Origin of the sequence: Kitasatospora fiedleri (assembly GCF_948472415.1) — a bacterium.
GTDB classification, from domain to species: Bacteria; Actinomycetota; Actinomycetes; order Streptomycetales; family Streptomycetaceae; genus Kitasatospora; species Kitasatospora fiedleri.
Genome location: NZ_OX419519.1, coordinates 3688057 through 3703665, shown reverse-complemented (window position 1 = coordinate 3703665; position 15609 = coordinate 3688057). Strand labels below are relative to the sequence as shown.

At 74.1% G+C, this 15609-nt stretch carries 19 protein-coding genes and 1 tRNA gene; 7 read left to right on the top strand and 13 right to left on the bottom strand.

Annotated features, from left to right (window positions below; all coding sequences use genetic code 11):
• Positions 1–147: 147 nt before the first annotated feature.
• Both QMQ26_RS17165 and QMQ26_RS17160 read left to right on the top strand, forming a co-directional pair.
• Positions 148–1530: an SPFH domain-containing protein gene (locus QMQ26_RS17165; protein ID WP_282206259.1), complete on the top strand. Its 1383-nt coding sequence runs from the start codon at positions 148–150 to the stop codon at positions 1528–1530.
• The gene (locus QMQ26_RS17160) at positions 1527–2489 is read left to right on the top strand and encodes a C40 family peptidase (protein WP_282206258.1); all 963 of its coding nucleotides are present in this window, start codon (positions 1527–1529) and stop codon (positions 2487–2489) included. The genes QMQ26_RS17165 and QMQ26_RS17160 overlap by 4 nt, the downstream gene beginning before the upstream one ends.
• Positions 2490–2561: 72 nt before the next feature.
• Here the strand turns inward: QMQ26_RS17160 and QMQ26_RS17155 are convergent, their stop codons facing one another.
• The gene (locus QMQ26_RS17155) at positions 2562–3518 is read right to left on the bottom strand and encodes an aldo/keto reductase (RefSeq protein ID WP_282206257.1); all 957 of its coding nucleotides are present in this window, start codon (positions 3516–3518) and stop codon (positions 2562–2564) included.
• Between the two features lie 150 nt (positions 3519–3668).
• Between QMQ26_RS17155 and QMQ26_RS17150 the strand changes: the two genes are divergently transcribed.
• Both QMQ26_RS17150 and QMQ26_RS17145 read left to right on the top strand, forming a co-directional pair.
• Positions 3669–3869, top strand: a complete 201-nt coding sequence (locus QMQ26_RS17150; RefSeq protein WP_282206256.1) for a hypothetical protein — start codon at positions 3669–3671, stop codon at positions 3867–3869.
• A 104-nt stretch (positions 3870–3973) separates the two neighbouring features.
• Entirely contained in the window at positions 3974–4822 is an 849-nt protein-coding gene (locus QMQ26_RS17145) for a tyrosine-protein phosphatase (protein ID WP_100837370.1), read from the top strand.
• Positions 4823–4864: 42 nt separating this feature from the next.
• On the opposite strand, the gene QMQ26_RS17140 is transcribed toward QMQ26_RS17145, so the two are convergent.
• From QMQ26_RS17140 to QMQ26_RS17105, 8 genes are all read right to left on the bottom strand, one after another.
• The gene (locus QMQ26_RS17140) at positions 4865–5725 is read right to left on the bottom strand and encodes an RNA polymerase sigma factor SigF (RefSeq protein ID WP_100837371.1); all 861 of its coding nucleotides are present in this window, start codon (positions 5723–5725) and stop codon (positions 4865–4867) included.
• A 154-nt stretch (positions 5726–5879) separates the two neighbouring features.
• Positions 5880–6737, bottom strand: a complete 858-nt coding sequence (locus QMQ26_RS17135; RefSeq protein WP_282206255.1) for an RNA polymerase sigma factor SigF — start codon at positions 6735–6737, stop codon at positions 5880–5882.
• A gap of 203 nt (positions 6738–6940) precedes the next feature.
• A complete protein-coding gene (locus QMQ26_RS17130) occupies positions 6941–7234 on the bottom strand; it encodes a Dabb family protein (RefSeq protein WP_100837373.1) in 294 nt (97 codons plus the stop codon).
• A gap of 240 nt (positions 7235–7474) precedes the next feature.
• Complete coding sequence (locus QMQ26_RS17125) at positions 7475–7615, bottom strand: hypothetical protein (protein ID WP_282206730.1); 141 nt, start codon at positions 7613–7615, stop codon at positions 7475–7477.
• Between the two features lie 527 nt (positions 7616–8142).
• Positions 8143–8232: transfer RNA gene (locus tag QMQ26_RS17120), tRNA-Ser, on the bottom strand.
• Positions 8233–8284: 52 nt separating this feature from the next.
• Entirely contained in the window at positions 8285–8833 is a 549-nt protein-coding gene (tadA, locus tag QMQ26_RS17115; RefSeq protein WP_404814136.1) for a tRNA adenosine(34) deaminase TadA, read from the bottom strand.
• A gap of 29 nt (positions 8834–8862) precedes the next feature.
• Positions 8863–9423 (bottom strand): tRNA adenosine deaminase-associated protein, encoded by a 561-nt coding sequence (locus tag QMQ26_RS17110; protein WP_282206254.1) that lies wholly within the window; start codon positions 9421–9423, stop codon positions 8863–8865.
• 283 nt (positions 9424–9706) lie between these two features.
• Complete coding sequence (locus QMQ26_RS17105) at positions 9707–9955, bottom strand: hypothetical protein (protein ID WP_100837390.1); 249 nt, start codon at positions 9953–9955, stop codon at positions 9707–9709.
• A 156-nt stretch (positions 9956–10111) separates the two neighbouring features.
• On the opposite strand from QMQ26_RS17105, the gene upp reads away from it, so the two are divergent.
• Positions 10112–10747: a uracil phosphoribosyltransferase gene (upp, locus tag QMQ26_RS17100; protein WP_100837391.1), complete on the top strand. Its 636-nt coding sequence runs from the start codon at positions 10112–10114 to the stop codon at positions 10745–10747.
• Positions 10748–10851: 104 nt separating this feature from the next.
• On the opposite strand, the gene QMQ26_RS17095 is transcribed toward upp, so the two are convergent.
• The 3 genes from QMQ26_RS17095 to QMQ26_RS17085 form a co-directional block, all read right to left on the bottom strand.
• Complete coding sequence (locus QMQ26_RS17095; RefSeq protein ID WP_282206253.1) at positions 10852–11559, bottom strand: LytR C-terminal domain-containing protein; 708 nt, start codon at positions 11557–11559, stop codon at positions 10852–10854.
• Positions 11560–11784: 225 nt separating this feature from the next.
• The gene (locus QMQ26_RS17090; RefSeq protein WP_014136828.1) at positions 11785–12081 is read right to left on the bottom strand and encodes a type II toxin-antitoxin system VapB family antitoxin; all 297 of its coding nucleotides are present in this window, start codon (positions 12079–12081) and stop codon (positions 11785–11787) included.
• A gap of 133 nt (positions 12082–12214) precedes the next feature.
• On the bottom strand, positions 12215–13378 hold the full coding sequence (locus QMQ26_RS17085) for a hypothetical protein (RefSeq protein WP_100837393.1): 1164 nt from the start codon (positions 13376–13378) through the stop codon (positions 12215–12217).
• Positions 13379–13472: 94 nt separating this feature from the next.
• Between QMQ26_RS17085 and QMQ26_RS17080 the strand changes: the two genes are divergently transcribed.
• Together QMQ26_RS17080 and QMQ26_RS17075 are read left to right on the top strand one after the other, a co-directional pair.
• Complete coding sequence (locus QMQ26_RS17080) at positions 13473–14318, top strand: alpha/beta hydrolase (RefSeq protein ID WP_282206252.1); 846 nt, start codon at positions 13473–13475, stop codon at positions 14316–14318.
• Positions 14319–14569: 251 nt separating this feature from the next.
• A complete protein-coding gene (locus QMQ26_RS17075; protein WP_100837395.1) occupies positions 14570–15091 on the top strand; it encodes a YbhB/YbcL family Raf kinase inhibitor-like protein in 522 nt (173 codons plus the stop codon).
• Positions 15092–15097: 6 nt separating this feature from the next.
• Here the strand turns inward: QMQ26_RS17075 and QMQ26_RS17070 are convergent, their stop codons facing one another.
• Positions 15098–15592, bottom strand: coding sequence for an FBP domain-containing protein (locus tag QMQ26_RS17070; RefSeq protein WP_282206251.1), 495 nt, complete (start codon positions 15590–15592; stop codon positions 15098–15100).
• Positions 15593–15609: the final 17 nt, after the last annotated feature.

The following is a 15609-nucleotide window of genomic DNA, read 5'->3' as shown; positions in this document are numbered from 1 at the left end:
GGCCGACGCGCATCCGCATAGCGGACAGACCGACACACTGCCTGCTAAATGTCGCATTTGATGACTTATCAACCTAGCCTGAGTCTGGCACTGCCCGTCAGATCCGGGCCGCCCGTTGCGCGCCACACTGACCCTTAGGACACGTGCATGGACGTCACCCGCGACTCGTCGCCGCGACCCCACTCCTGGCCCCCCGCCGCACCCCAGCCCCCGGTCGGTGCGACCCAGCTGACCAAGGCGGTCGCCAAGGCCGTCGCCAAACCGCTGATCACGGCCGCCCCGCCGGTCGAGGACGACCCCGACCGATGCGCGGCCACCCAGCCGCTCCCGGTGGTGAACCCGGCCGTCGACCCGGCCCGCCTGGTGCCGGTCGGCGCGGACGAGCCGTCCGTGCTCCCGCCCGCGCCCCGCCCCGCCGCCGAACCGGCCGCCGCCCAACCCGCAGCCGCGGCCACCGGTCCGCGCGGCGCGGTCCCCGGCGGGCTCCGCCGGCTCAGCGCGGCCACCGCGAAGCAGCCGCCGGCGCCCCCGGCGGCGGAGGCCGCGACCCACCGCCGCCCGCCGCGCGCGGACCAGTCCCTGCGCGAGCGGCGCGCCTTCGCCCTGCCGGGCTGGCTGCCGCTGCTGGTGCTGCTGGCCGGGGCGGCCGGGGTGCTGCTGGTGCTGGCCCGGGCCGGGGCGCTCCCGCGACTGGCCGGGGTGCCCGACCTACGCGGCCCGGCCGCGCTGGACAGCGGGCGGGCCGCGGTCGACGACGGCACGGTCGCCGCGGTCAGCGCGATCGGGCTGGTGATGCTGGCCGCGCTCGGCGGGATGCTGTCCAACCCGGGCGGCGAGACCCGGGTGCTGACCCGCTGGGGCCGCTACCGGGGCACCGTCCGCCGCACCGGCCTGCTCTGGGTGAACCCGCTGCTGCGCCGCCGCCGGGTGGACGTCCGGCTGCGGCACTGGCGCAGCGAGCCGGTGCACGTCACCGACCGGGCCGGGACGCCGCTGGTGGTGCGGCTGCTGATCGTCTGGCGGGTCAAGGACACCGCCCGGGTGACGCTGGGCATCGCCGAACACGAAACGTATCTGCGCGAGCAGGTGCAGGCCGTTCTCACCCGAACCGCCTCCCTGCTGCCGTGCGACTCCAACTCCGCGCCGGGCCCCGCGCTGCGCGACGGTCAGTGGTTCGCCGACGAGCTGACCCGGGCGCTGGCCGCCGAGACCGCCCCGGCCGGGGTCGAGGTCTACTCGGTGCAGCCGCTGGCCCTGGACTACGCGCCGGAGGTCGCCGAGTCGATGCGCCGCCGCCGGCTCGCCGACCTGGACGCCGGGCTGCGGACCGTCCTGGTGGACGACGCGGTGGAGGCCGCGGCGCTCGCGGTGCGACGCCTGGAGCACGCCACCGCCCACGAGTTGGACGACAGCGCGCGCAGCGCCCTGATGGAGCAGCTGCTGGTCGCGTTCGTCGCCCCGGCCGGGGTCACCGCCTCGGTGCCCGCCCCGGCCGCCCGCCCGAACCGCAAGGAAGGGAAACCCGCGTGACCACCGCGCTCGCCTCGATATCCACCGACCCCACCGACCTTCCGGACTTCTCCGGGGCCCCGCTGCTGGGCTTCGCCGAATCCGACGGTGCCCCGACCTGCCGCTGCGCCCCGTGCGCCCGGCCGGCGGCCCGCACCGGCGGGTCCGGCGCGGCCGAGCGGGCGGGCCGAATACACCGGGCCGTGCGTTCGACCCTGCTGGCCGGCACCGTGCTGGCGGGCGCCGGAGCGGCCGGTCTCGGCCTCGACGCGACCGCCGCGCAGGCCGTGCCCGCACCGTCCGGCCCCGGCTGGGACGGCAAGGTCTACTGGTTCAAGAACGCGGCCGGCGAGTGGCGCTACACCAAGTGGTACGACGTCTACCTCGACCGCACCGGCGGCGCCAAGGGCGCGCAGCCGCAGCCCCAGCCGTCGAAGTCCGCCCCGGCGCAGTCCTCCGGAGGAATCCGGCAGGGTTGGGACGGCAAGGTCTACTGGTTCAGGAACGCGGCCGGCGAGTGGCGCTACACCAGCCACTACGACGTCTACGTCTCCCGGACCGGCGACAGCGCAGCCCCCGCCGGGCAGTCCGCGGAGCAGTCCGACGGACCCGCCGCGAGCGGGGTCGAGGCGGCGGTGTCCTACGCGCTGGCGCAGGTCGGCAAACCGTACGTGTGGGGCGGCAACGGACCCGACGGGTTCGACTGCTCGGGCCTGGTCCAGCAGGCGTTCCGCCGGGCCGGGATCTCCACCCCCCGGGTCGCCGCCGACCAGTACCGGGCCGCCACCCCGATCGGCTCCGGCCAACTGCGACGCGGCGACCTGCTGTTCTGGTCCAGCAACGACCGGGCCTCCGGCATCCACCACGTGGCCGTCTACCTCGGCGACGGCACGTACGTCGAAGCCCCGCGCCCCGGGACGAACGTCCGGGTCTCCCGCCTCACCAGCGGCTACTACCCGGACTTCCTCGGCCGCTACTGAGCGCCCGGGAAGACGCCGGCGCCCCTCCCGCTGCGTCGGTGGGAGGGGCGCCGGTGCGTGCCGGGGCGGGGGTCAGGCGGAGGCCTCGGAGAGCAGCTTGAGTTCGGCGTCGGTCAGCCGGAGCGAGGCGGCGGCCAGCAGCGGGGGCAGCTGCTCCGGCGTGCGGGCGCTGGCCAGCGGGGCGGCCACCGTCGGCTGTGCGGCGAGCCAGGCCAGGGCCACCGTCGCGACCTGCGTGCCGTGGGCGGCGGCCACCTCGTCCAGGGCGGCGAGCACCCGGGGGCCGCGCGGGTCGTCCAGGTAGCGGCCGGCGCCCTGGGCGCGGGCGGAGTCGACGACCGTGCCCGGGCGGTACTTGCCGGTCAGGAAGCCGGAGGCGAGCGCGTAGTACGGGACGGACGACAGGCCGTGGGCGGCGACCACGTCCGCCAGCGGGCCCTCGTAGGTGTCCCGGGAGACCAGGTTGTAGTGCGGCTGCACCGCGACGTACGTGGCCAGGCCCTCGCGCCCGGCGAACTCCAGCGAGGCGGCCAGCCGCTCCGGGCCGATGTTGGACGCGGCGACCTCGCGCACCTTGCCCGCGCGGACCAGCTCGTCGAGCGCCGTGACGATCTCCTCCACCGGGGTGTCGAGGTCGTCCTTGTGGGTGTAGAACAGGTCGATCCGCTCGACGCCGAGCCGGCGCAGCGAAGCCTCCGCGCCGCGCTTGATCGTGTCGGCCCGCAGGTTGTCCAGGCCGGGCAGCGAGCCGACCTTGGTGGCGACCACGATCTGCTCGCGGTTGCCCCGGCTGCGCAGCCAGTCGCCGATCACCGTCTCCGACTCGCCGCCGGAGTTGCCCGGCGCCCAGGCCGAGTAGACGTCCGCGGTGTCGATGAAGTTGCCGCCCGCCGCCGCGTAGGCGTCGAGCACGGCGAAGGACTGCGCGGCGTCGGCCGTCCAGCCGAACACGTTGCCGCCGAGCGCCAGCGGGGAGACGGCGAGGTCGGAGGGGCCGAGGGTCACCCGGGGGGCTTCACTGTTGGTCATGACGGAGGACAACCCGTCCGGGTCCGGCTTGATTCCGGGAGGCCGCGCGTTCACCTCCCGGTCGGCCGAGGTGAGAGGTCCGTGCAGACCGGGCCCGGGACGGGGACCGGGGTGTCGGCGGGCGGCCCCGGAGGGCTAGAGTCCCGTTCCATGGCTGACAACGACTACGACCCCGCCGGCTCGACCCAGATGTTCCGGGCGTTCGTCGACGAGGCCCCGGCCCCGCAGGCCCCGGGCACCGTCACCACCTACGGCAGCAGCTCCTCGTCGAGCCGCACCCCGGTGATCGTCATCGGGGCCATCGTGGCCCTGGCGGTCGTCGCCGCCGTGATCTGGCTGGCCGTCAAGTAGCGCCCGCGCCCGCCCGCCCGGGGCCGACCGGACACCACCGGCGGCCCCGGTGCCCGGCGTGCCTAGACTGACCGGGTCCGCCGCACCGCCGCGAGGAGGCACCCGTGACCGCGCCGTCCACCGAGACCGCCAGAAGCCTCGGCCTGGCCGCCGCCGTCAACGCCCGCGACCTCGGCGGCTACCGCACCGCGGACGGCCGCACCGTGCGCCCGGGCGCGCTGCTGCGCACCGAGGCGCTCAGCCGGCTCGGCGAGGCCGACCGGGCGCTGCTCGGCGCGATCGGGCTGCGGCACGTCATCGACCTGCGCAGCCTCGACGAGGTCCGCCACCTGGGCGCCGACCTCGTCCCCGGCCTGGCCGAGGCCGTGCTGCCGGTGGACGCCGCGGCCACCCTGAGCGTGCCGTCGGCCGACGGGCTCGGACCGACCCTGCACCACCTGCCGGTGTTCTCCGCGGACTTCGACCTGTACGTGGAACTGCGCCGGGCGCTGGGCACCGGCGACCCGACGGCGATGCACGCCGTCCTCGGGGACGGGCGCGGCACCGCGATGATGACCTCGATGTACCGCTGGTTCGTCACCGACGCCGTCGCCCGCTCCCGCTTCGCCACCGTGCTGCGGCTGATCACCGAGGCGGACGGCGCGCCGGTGCTCTTCCACTGCACCGCCGGCAAGGACCGCACCGGCTGGACGGCGGCGCTGCTGCTCACCGCGCTCGGCGTCGACCGCGAGACCGTCCTCGCGGACTACCTGCTCACCAACGACCGCTCGGCGGCCCTGATCGCCCGGGTCGACCCGCTGATGCAGCCGCTGGCCCGCGCGGAGGCGGTCTACCTGGAGGCGGCCTTCGAGGAACTGGCCCTGGGCTGGTCCGGCTTCGAGCACTTCTGGCAGGACGGGCTGGGCCTCACCGAACGGCACCTCGCCGCCCTCCGGGCCGCCTGCACCGTCTAGCGGCGGGCCGGCAGGGGCCCGGCGGAGGCCCCTGCCGGGTGCCTATTCGGCGGTGAGGCCCTCGCGGAGGTGGGCGAGCGTCTTGGTGAGCAGCCGGGAGACGTGCATCTGGGAGATGCCGATCTCCTCGCCGATCTGGGACTGCGTCAGGTTGCCGAAGAAGCGGAGCATGATGATGCGGCGCTCGCGCGGCGGGAGCTTGGCGAGCAGCGGCTTGAGCGACTCGCGGTACTCGACGCCTTCGAGGGCGAGGTCCTCGTAGCCGAGGCGGTCGGCGAGCGGGCCGTCGCCGCCGTCGTCCTCGGCGGGGGTGGAGTCGAGCGAGCTGGCGGTGTACGCGTTGCCGACGGCGAGGCCCTCGACCACGTCGTCCTCGGAGACGCCGAGGTAGGCGGCGAGTTCGGGGACGGTGGGGGAGCGGTCCAGGCGCTGGGAGAGCTCGTCGCCGGCCTTGGTGAGGGCCAGGCGCAGCTCCTGGAGGCGGCGCGGGACGCGCACGGACCAGCTGGTGTCCCGGAAGAAGCGCTTGATCTCGCCGACCACGGTGGGCATGGCGAAGGTCGGGAACTCGACGCCGCGGTCCGGGTCGAAGCGGTCGATGGCCTTGATCAGGCCGATGGTGCCGACCTGGACGATGTCCTCCATCGGCTCGTTGCGGCTGCGGAAGCGCGCGGACGCGTACCGGACCAGCGGCAGGTTGAGCTCGATCAGGGTGTCCCGGACGTAGGTGTGCTCCGCGCTGCCGGCCGTCAGCCCGGCGAGCCGGCGGAACAGCGTGCGGGACAGCGTGCGGGTGTCGAGGGCCCGGTCGGGGGCCTCGGCGGGACCGGCCTGGGCCGGGATCGGTACGGCGACGGTTTCGGCCTCGACTTCGATGACCGCACTGCCCGGTTCTGTGAACACGCGCCCACCCCCTTGTGACTGGCTGTCGAACGGTCGCCACCGCGCAGTGGTTCCCGGCTGACGGGTCTGACTGCTCAATACCGGCCCACCGGCCCCGGCAAACCCGTTCGTCGCGACTCGTCACCCGCCGGTGACACGCGGCAACAGGGACGACTCACTCCTCCCAGGAGTTGCCGGTGCGCAGCCGGGAGAGGATTCGGGACAGCAGCCGGGAGACGTGCATCTGGGACATGCCGAGTTCGGTGGAGATCTGCGACTGGGTGAGGTTGGCGAAGAACCGCAGCATGATGATCCGGCGCTCCCGCTCGGGGAGCTGCACCAGCAGGTGGCGGACCATGTCGCGGTGCTCGACGTCGGTGAGGGCGGAGTCCTCGTAGCCGAGCCGGTCGAGCAGGGCGAGGCCGCCCTCGTGCTCCTGGGCGGCCTCCAGGGAGGCGGCGTTGTAGGCGCGGCCGGCGTCCAGGCAGGCCCGGACGTCCTCCTCGGGGATGCGCAGGTTGGCGGCGATCTCGGGGACCTTGGGGACCCGTCCGTGGGTGACGGTCAGCTCCTCCATGGCGCCGCTGACCTGCACCCAGAGCTCCTGGAGCCGGCGCGGGACGTGCATGGTGCGGACGTTGTCGCGGAAGTAGCGCTTGATCTCGCCGAGGATGGTGGGCAGCGCGTAGGTGGGGAACTGGACGCCGCGCTCGGGGTCGAAGCGGTCGATGGCGTTGATCAGGCCGATGGTGCCGACCTGGACGATGTCCTCCATCGGCTCGCTGCGGCTGCGGAAGCGGGTGGCGGCGTAGCGGACCAGCGGGATGTTGATCTCGATCAGGGCGGAGCGGACCCGGGCGCGCTCGGGGGCGTCGGCCGGGAGTTCGGCGAGCCGTTCGAACAGGATGCGGGTGAGGGTGCGGACGTCCACCGCGCCGCGGGTGCCGGGGCGGCGGGAGGCCAGCTCGACGGGGTCCGGCCTGTCCTCGGTCCGGTCCTCCGGAGCACTGCCCTGCTGCGTCCGTACGGACACGTCACCCCTCCCTCGTCAACCACCTCGCCAATTTCCGGCAAAACCGGTCATAGCATCACAAGTCGCTCTGTGGCCGGGCAAGCACCCGATGGAGGCGTGTTGACGGACCGTCCAGCATTCGGCGGAGTGTGCTGCGGCCCCCGTCCGCGGGCGGAGAGCGGGGGCCACCGGGTCGTGCGTGTGCGATGGATGGCGGGGGAGGCTCAGACCTCCAGGTCGGCGATCACCCAGGTGGCGAACTCGCGCCACTGCGCGGCGGCGGCCTGATGGGCCGGGTGGCCCAGGTAGGCGGCCAGCGCCGCGCGGTCCGCGACCAGGCTGTTGATCGCGAAGTCCCGGGCGATGTCCCGCTCGGCGAAGTTCCAGCCGCACTCCCACTCGCGCAGCTCGGGGATCAGCGCGCCGAGCTCGGCGAACGCCGCGGCGCCCGCGACGGCCCGCGGGTCCTCCTTGGTGACGCCTTCGTTCAGCTTGAACAGGACCAGGTGCCGGATCACGATGCCGCTCCTCGCGGGTGGGAGGGGGCGCGCCAGGTCGCGGGCGCGCCCCCGACGGACGGACCCCGCAACGGTACTAGGCCCTGTCCGGCCGATCTTGTCGGATCAGCGCGCGGCGTCGGGGGCCCGGCTGGGAGTGCCGGCGGAACGCCCTCGTACTGGGTGTACTCGGGTGTTTCGCCGGTGCTTCCAGCCGGGATGCCCGGCGTCGCGCGCCCGGCAAGATCGGCTGGACAGGGCCTAGCGCACCAGTCCGGTCATGAACGAGCCGACCGCCCTGGCGGCGTCCGAGATGCCCACGAACCCGGACTTCACCAGGTCCGCCGAGCGCTCCGGTGAGGTGATGATCGTGTAGATGACGAAGACGACCAGGATCCACATGGCCACCTTCTTCGCCTGAGCCATCGAACGGGCCTGCCTCCCTGAGTCGGGCCGCCGTCCTCTCCCCGCACGGCCCTGCCACCCGGCAGCTTATCCACCGGACGGCGCAACGGGTGAGGGACGTGTTCACCCGCGGGGACGAAGGTCCCGCGCGGACGGGGCTTTCTCCGGATGTCCCCACCGGGGCGGCGCGGCAGGATGGTTGATGTACCGAGGATCTGGCAGGAATCCCCGGTACGGCGATCCGGAGGTCCCCGCTGTGGGACCGGGCCCCGCGGCTTCCCCCGACGCGGACCCGGTTGTGGGACCTCCGCCAGGGGCGGCAGCTCGTCCCCCCGGAGCTGCTGCCCCCACCGCGGACCGCGAGGTCCGTCCAGGCTCCGCACTCCCGATGGGCACGGTGGTCAACCGCCCGGGAGTGCGGAGCCTCTCGCCGCTCCGCCCGCTTCCCCTCGGGCCGGAACCGCCCTCAACACGACGAAGGGCCCGACCGGAAGCCGGTCGGGCCCTTCGTTCTTCCTGCTCAGTGGCGGTAGCGGTGGGATTCGAACCCACGGTGGAGTTGCCCCCACACACGCTTTCGAGGCGTGCTCCTTTGGCCGCTCGGACACGCTACCGAGGGGAACTCTACCGGATCGGCGAGGCGGGGCGAAATCCGTTGTCGGGGGCTCAGCGCCGGGTGTCGAAGAAGGCCAGCAGTTGGGCGGTGCACTCGTCGGCGAGGACGCCGCCGACGACCTCGGGGCGGTGGTTGAGGCGGTTGTCGCGGACCACGTCGAAGAGGGAGCCGGCCGCGCCGGCCTTCGGGTCGTGGGCGCCGAAGACGACGCGGGCGAGGCGGGAGAGGACGATCGCGCCCGCGCACATGGTGCAGGGCTCCAGGGTGACGACCAGGGTGCAGTCGGTCAGGCGCCACTCCCCGACGGTTCGGGCGGCCTGCCGGATCGCCACCACCTCGGCGTGGCCGGTGGGGTCACCCACCGCCTCGCGGACGTTGTGGCCGCGGCCGAGCACGGTGCCGTCCGGTCCGAGGACGAACGCCCCGACCGGGACGTCACCGGTGGCGGTGGCCAGTGCGGCCTCCTCGATCGCGAGGCGCATCCGGCCCCGCCACCGGTCGCGGACCGGGTCGGGGCGTTCGGGGGCGGGCAGCGGGGCGATCCGCGGCCGTTCGCCCGGGTCGGCGGGGTCGGTGAGGGGGGCGGGGACGGGCTGCATGGACCCAGTGTCGGGCACCGGGCCCGCCGCTACCGAACGGCCTCCAGGACCTCGCCGCAGCCCAGCGCCTCGGCGATCTCGCCCAGCGCGTCGCCGGGCGCGGCGCCCTCGCCGGCCAGCTCCAGCAGGTCGGCCGCGGTCATCCCGAACTCGGTCAGCAGCTCGGGGTCGCCGATCGGCCCGATCGGGCTCGCGCCCCGCCCGCCGGCCGGCTCCTCGTCCTCGTCCTCGGCGACCGCGCCGTCCTCGGCGTCCTCGTCGTCGAGCCCGGCGACGAGACCGTCGAGGTCGTCGAAGTCGGCCTCCCCGTCCTGTTCGATCAACTCGTCGGTGAGCACCGCGCCGTACGAACTGCGCGCCGCGGCCGCCGCGTCGGAGACGAAGATCCGCGGGTCGTCCTCACCGTCGATGCGCAGGACCGCGAACCACGCGTCCTCCTGCTCGATGAAGACCAGCACGGTGTCGTCGTCCTCGGCCGCTTCGCGGGCCAGGTCGGTCAGGTCGGCCAGGGTCTCTACGTCGTCGAGTTCCGTCTCGCTCACATCCCACCCGGCACCGGTGCGAGCAAGCACTGCAGCGAAGTACGCCACCAGGGACACTCCCAAGATTGGTCTCGGCTGTCGGCGATCTCGGGCGGGTGCGGTCCGGCCGCCCCCGCGCCAGAAGGAGGTCCGCTGTTCGGACCGTCCCACCGCATCGTGACAGAAAGGCCGCCGCTGCGGGGAGTGTTCGGCAGCGCGTCTTCGCAGGTCGTGTCGGAATGGTCGGCTTCCGGCCGCTCAGGGCGCGGGTCTTGACCGCCCGGCCCCTCGCGGAGGGGGCGTCCGGGGCCGCGCGGGGCGCAACTCCGGTGCGGGGCGCGGCCCCCGGCGGTCAGGTCCGGAAGGTGCGCATCCGCATCGCCTCGCGCATCCGGCGCTCCTTGGTCCGCCTCGGCTGCACCCGGGCCCGCAACTCCCGGGCCTCGGCCAACTCGCGGAGGAACACGGCCCGGCGCTTGCGCCGTTCCGCGTCGGTCTCCGCGGCGCTCTGCGCGCCGTTCTCTGACTCCGGACGGGACTCGTCTGTCGAGCCTGACCCGCCCGCGCCGGCGGTGGATGCCCGCGTCGGGTTGCTCTTCATAGGTTCCGACTTTCCCAGATCGGCCCCGCCGATACCACAGGAGCGGCCCGAGTTCCGTGACCGCGGACGGACCGCGGGCGTTCCGGCGGGCCATCCCGGTCGTCCCGGTTCGTACGGAGTCGTACACACGTACTCGCGCCCGTTACCGTTGGTGTCATGCGTCTCCACGTCGTCGACCACCCGCTGGTCGCCCACAAGCTGTCCACCCTGCGCGACGAGCGCACGGACTCGCCGACCTTCCGGCGGCTCACCGACGAGCTGGTGACCCTGCTCGCGTACGAGGCGACCAGGGACGTCCGTACCGACACGGTCGAGATCACCACCCCGGTCGCCGTCACCCGGGGCACCCGGCTCTCCTACCCGCGCCCGCTGGTCGTCCCGATCCTCCGGGCCGGCCTCGGCATGCTCGACGGCATGACCCGGCTGCTGCCCACCGCCGAGGTCGGCTTCCTCGGGATGGTGCGCAACGAGGAGACGCTGGAGGCGTCGACCTACGCGACCCGGATGCCGGACGACCTCTCCGGGCGGCAGATCTACGTCCTCGACCCGATGCTCGCCACCGGCGGCACCCTGGTCGCGGCGATCCGGATGCTGCTCGACCGGGGCGCCACCGACGTCACCGCCGTGGTACTGCTGGCCGCGCCCGAAGGCGTCGCGGTGATGGAGCGCGAGCTGGCCGGGCGGCCGGTCACGGTGGTCACCGCGGCGATCGACGAGCGGCTCAACGAGCACGGGTACATCGTGCCGGGGCTGGGCGACGCGGGCGACCGGCTGTACGGCACGGCCGGCTGAGGACGGTACGGGCCGTAGGGCGGTAGGAACGGCGGAGGTCCGGCCGGGGCGGGGGTTCCGCCTCCGGCCGGACCTCCGCCGTGCTGCCGCGGGAGCGCCGGGGCTCAGCAGTGGCCGGGCTCCGGGGTGGGGGAGGGCTTGGTGAGTTCGGCGAGGGCGGCGGCGGCCTGGGCCGGGTCGGCGAGGGCGCTGAAGGTGTCGCCGATGACGAAGTCGACGGTGGCGTCGGCCCGGGTGTCCTCGGTGGCGGTCGCGGCGGCGACCTGGGAGGACAGCAGGGTGGCCGCGCCGAGGCCGCCGGGGCCGCTGAGGATCTGTGCGGTGCCGGGGACCTTCTTGTCGAGCGCGGCGGGCGCGTTGCCCACCTTGTCGACCACGAAGCCGCGCTTGCGGAGCTCGTCGGCGGTGCGGGCGGCCAGGCCGGCCTTGTCGGTGGCGTTGTAGACGTTCACCGTGACGGCGGCGGGCTGCGGCACCGCCGTGCTGCTCGGGGCGGGCGCCGGGGCGCCGGAGACGGCGGCGGCCGCGGCGGCGGGAGCGGGAGCGGCGGCCGACGGGGAGCCCTCCGGGGCGGCCAGCGGCTTGCCGGAGGAGGTGGCGCACGCCTGGGCGGCGGCGTTCTTGGCGTTCTTGCCGGTGAAGACGTCGTAGAGCTGGACGCCGCCGACCGAGACCAGGCCCAGTGCGAGGACGCCGCCCAGCGCGATGGCGACCTTCCGGCCGCGGCGCGGGGGCCGGCTGAGCCTGGGGTAGGCGTTTCCGGTGACGCGGTACTGCTTCCCCTTCAAACCCCGGGGAGTCAACATGCTCATGGTCTGTCTCCCCCATAGGTGCCAGGGTGGGGTGCCGGTGACCGCGGGGCGGCCGTGGGAACGGACCGCGGAACCGCTGTAGTCAGCAGACTAATCCGACAACGGGTGCGCAGGTACTGGATGATCATCATCCGGGGGATGACGGCACTCGAAAGGACGTACCGGTACCGACACCGGTTGCGCCGCGCCCCGGAATGGTTCCGGATGTTCCCGGACGGCGTGCGGTCAGTCCATCTCCAGCACGCGGGCGTGCAGGACCTGCCGCTGCTGGAGGGCGGCCCGGACGGCGCGGTGCAGGCCGTCCTCCAGGTACAGGTCGCCGCGCCACTTCACCACGTGGGCGAACAAGTCCCCGTAGAACGTGGAGTCCTCCGCGAGGAGGGTCTCCAGGTCCAACTGGCCCTTGGTGGTCACCAGCTGGTCCAGCCGCACCGGACGCGGCGCGACGTCCGCCCACTGGCGGGTGCTGGTCCGGCCGTGATCCGGGTACGGCCGCCCGTTGCCGATGCGCTTGAAGATCACACGGAAAGCCTACCGTTCGGGACGCTCCGGGCGCAGCAGGCGGGGCGAACGGTGCGTTGACCGAGCCGGGGGACGGAACGGTCCTCAGGTGTGCGAACCGGGCATTCCGGTCGTCCGGCGCGGCGGCCGGACCTCACCGCAGGGCCTGGCCGATGCGGTCCAGCGAGGACAGCCGCATCAGGCCGTAGTTGTAGAACTCGACCTCGGGGACGCCGAGTTCGCGCAGCGCGGCGATCTTGGCAGCGAGGTTGGCCGGCCCGTCGCAGTCGGAGGCCATCGGGCGCAGGATGACCGCCATGTCCTGCGGGCGCACGCCGTGCAGGGCGAAGGCGGCGACCTTCTCGCGGACCTCCTCCGGGGTCCTCGCGTAGCCGAGCGTCTCGATCTGGTGGGCGGCGCCCGCGAGGGCGGGCAGGTCGATGCCGGACAGCCAGCCGGTGCCGGGGCCGCCGCCGTCCATGAAGGTCAGCCGCATGCCGTGCGCGGCGGCGGTGGCGGCCAGCTCGGCGGCGAGCGAGGTGACGGTGCGGGCGGAGGCGTCCACGTAGGCGGCGAAGGCGCCGCCGGCCAGCTCGTCCAGCGGGGCGGGCGCCAGGGCGCGCGACTCGTCGGCGAGGCGGGCCCGCAGCTCGGTGCGGACGGTGTCGCGGACGTGCTCGGCGGGGACGCCCGCGGCGTTCGCGGCGGCCAGGCAGTGCGGGCAGAAGCAGACCGACAGCAGCGCCTCGGTGACCGGGCCGAGCTCCTCGAAGTAGCGCTCGTGGTGGTAGCCGTGCGCCAGGCCGTGGAAGTGCAGCGACTCGGCCCGGATCGCGTCCACGCCGTACCGGGCCAGCTCCTCGACCACGGTGCGGCAGTACTCGCGGACCTCCGGGTTGGCCGGGCACAGCTCGGTCAGGTGGCGGTCGCCGAAGGCGTTGGCCGGGGCGCAGTCGGGGTGCGCGAAGCCGAGCCGGTCGTTGTGGCAGAAGACCGTCCAGGCGTGCAGCTTCAGGCCGCGGCGGCGGGTCTCCTCGGCGGCCTCGGCGAACGGGTCGCGGGCGCCGATCGCGGTGGACGGCAGCGGGGAGAGCCGGCGGCCGGCCCAGCGGGCCGGGTCCGGGCGGAAGTACGCGGCACCGGGCTCCAGGTAGCGCAGCACCCGGCGCGGGTTGTGCGGGAAGACGTCGCGCGCCTCGTGGTAGACCGAGGCCAGCGTGACGCCGCCGACGCCCGCCCGGTCGGTAAGGTTGCCGAAGAAGGTGTCGGCCCCTTCGTCGAGCAGGTCGGTGGCGAAGGCGAGGACGGACGTCTCCACGGGGCAACTCCGGAGAAGGAAGTACGGGGAGTGACCACGCTAACCGTGCGCTCCCGTATTGGTCTATACCTGGTTGGGTGAGGAGAGCGGCGGCATGACGGTCTACCGGGGCTTCGACCAGCGGGAACTCGACCGGGAGTACTCGCCCAGCACCAAGGCCGCGGACTTCGACGCCGAACTCGCGGCGTACGCGGCGCAGAGCCGCCGGGCCTACCAGGAACTCGGCGGGCACCGTGAGCTGCGCTACGGCACCGCCGGACCCGAACGGCTCGACTTCTTCCCGGCCGGCCCCGGCGCGCCGCTGCACGTCTTCGTGCACGGCGGCTTCTGGCAGGAGCTCGGCAAGGAGGACTCGGTCTTCCCCGCGCTCGACCTCGTCCCGCACGGCACCGCGTTCGCCGCCGTCGGCTACGGGCTCGCCCCGCAGTGGACGGTCGAGCAGATCACCGAACAGGTCACCACCGCGGTGCTCTGGCTGGTCGAGCACGCGGCGGAACTCGGCACCGACCCCGCCCGCGTCGTGCTCAGCGGCAGCTCCGCGGGAGCGCACCTGGCGGCGAGCGCCCTGCTCGACCCCCGACTGCGCGGGCGAATCCGCGGCGCGGCCCTGCTCAGCGGCGTCTACGACCTGGAACCCGTCACCCTCAGCTACGTCAACCAGCCGCTCGGCCTGGACCTCGACCGGGCCCGCCGGCTCAGCCCGCTGTACGCCGCGCCGGACGCGCTGGCGGCGCTGCCGCCGGTGGTGCTCGCGCTCGGGGAGCACGAGACGGGGGAGTTCGGGCGGCAGCAGGCGGAGTTCGCGGAGACGGCCCGGGAGAACGGGGTGCCGGTGCACGAGCTGCTGGTCGGGGGGCGCAACCACTTCGACCTGGTCTTCGACCTGGGGAAGGTGGAGACGGTGCTGGGGGCGGCGGTCGAGGCGCTGTGGCGGGGTTGAGGGGTGGGGGGCTTGAGGGGGTGGGGGTGCGCCTGCGGCGGGCTCGGGGGCGGGGTGCCGGGGTGGGGAAGGTGGAGATGGAGCTTGGGCGGCGGCGGCGGTCGAGGCGCTGTGGCGGAGTTGAGGGGCTGAGGGGGGCTTGAGGGGGTGGAGGTGCGCCTGCGGCGGGTTGAGGTGGTGTCACCCGTGGTGGGGTGGGGCTCCGTAGACTGCCGGGGGAGTTTCCACACCTTCGATGAGGACGGTGAACGATGACCGGGCGCATTCCGCTTCCGTACGACTTCCTGCCGCCGGTTCCGGCGTTCGAGCTGCGCAGTGCGGATCTGGTGGACGGTGGGGTCATGCCGGACGCGCACGTGCACGCGGCGGGGAACGTTTCGCCGGAGTTGTCCTGGGAGGGGGCTCCGGAGGGGACGCGGTCGTTCGCGGTGACGTGCTACGACCCGGACGCGCCGACCGCGGCGGGCTGGTGGCACTGGCTGGCGGTGGACCTGCCGGCGGGGACCACGGGGCTGGCGCGGGGCGCGGGGGCGGACGACGGGGGGCTGCCCGGTGGGGCGTTCCACGTCCGCAACGACTTCCCGGGGCACCGGTACGACGGTGCGGCGCCGCCGCCCGGGCCGGCGCACCGGTACGTGTTCGTGGTGCACGCGCTGGACGTGCCGACGCTGGGGGTCGGGCCGGACACGCCGGCCGCGCAGGTGGGGTTCCACCTGACCGCGCACGCGCTCGGACGGGGCGTGCTGACGGTGGAGTACCAGTCGGCGCCGTGAGGCCGGTCAGGCCAGGATCTGGCGGAGGAACGCCGTCAGGTTGGCGGTCGTCCGGGCGATCTGCTCCTCCAGGGGGAGCGACTCGTCCGGGCGGCTGACCGTGGCCGGGCGGCGCAGGCCGCGGACGTAGAGCGAGCAGGCCAGGTCGGCGCAGAGGTAGGTGCCGACCGAGTTGCCGTCCCGGCCGGCGGCGCCCGCGCGGGGGGCGGTGAGCAGGGAGACGCCGCTGCCCGCGTGCGCGGTGATGCAGACCGAGCAGACGTTGGTGCGGGTCAGGCTGCGCTTCACGTTCGGCGAGCGGAGGGTGACGCCGACCGGCCGGTTGTCGAGTTCGGCGACCAGGTAGGCCCGGTCGGGGGCGCCGAGGTCGCGCCAGCCGAGGAAGTCCAGGTCGTCCCAGCGCAGCTCGGCCAAGCCCCGCGGGACGGGGAGCCGCTTGGCCTCGCCCTTGGAGCAGTTGACGAAGGACGCCCGGATCTCGGGCTCGGTCAGGGCACGCATGCCCCCGACGCCAGCCG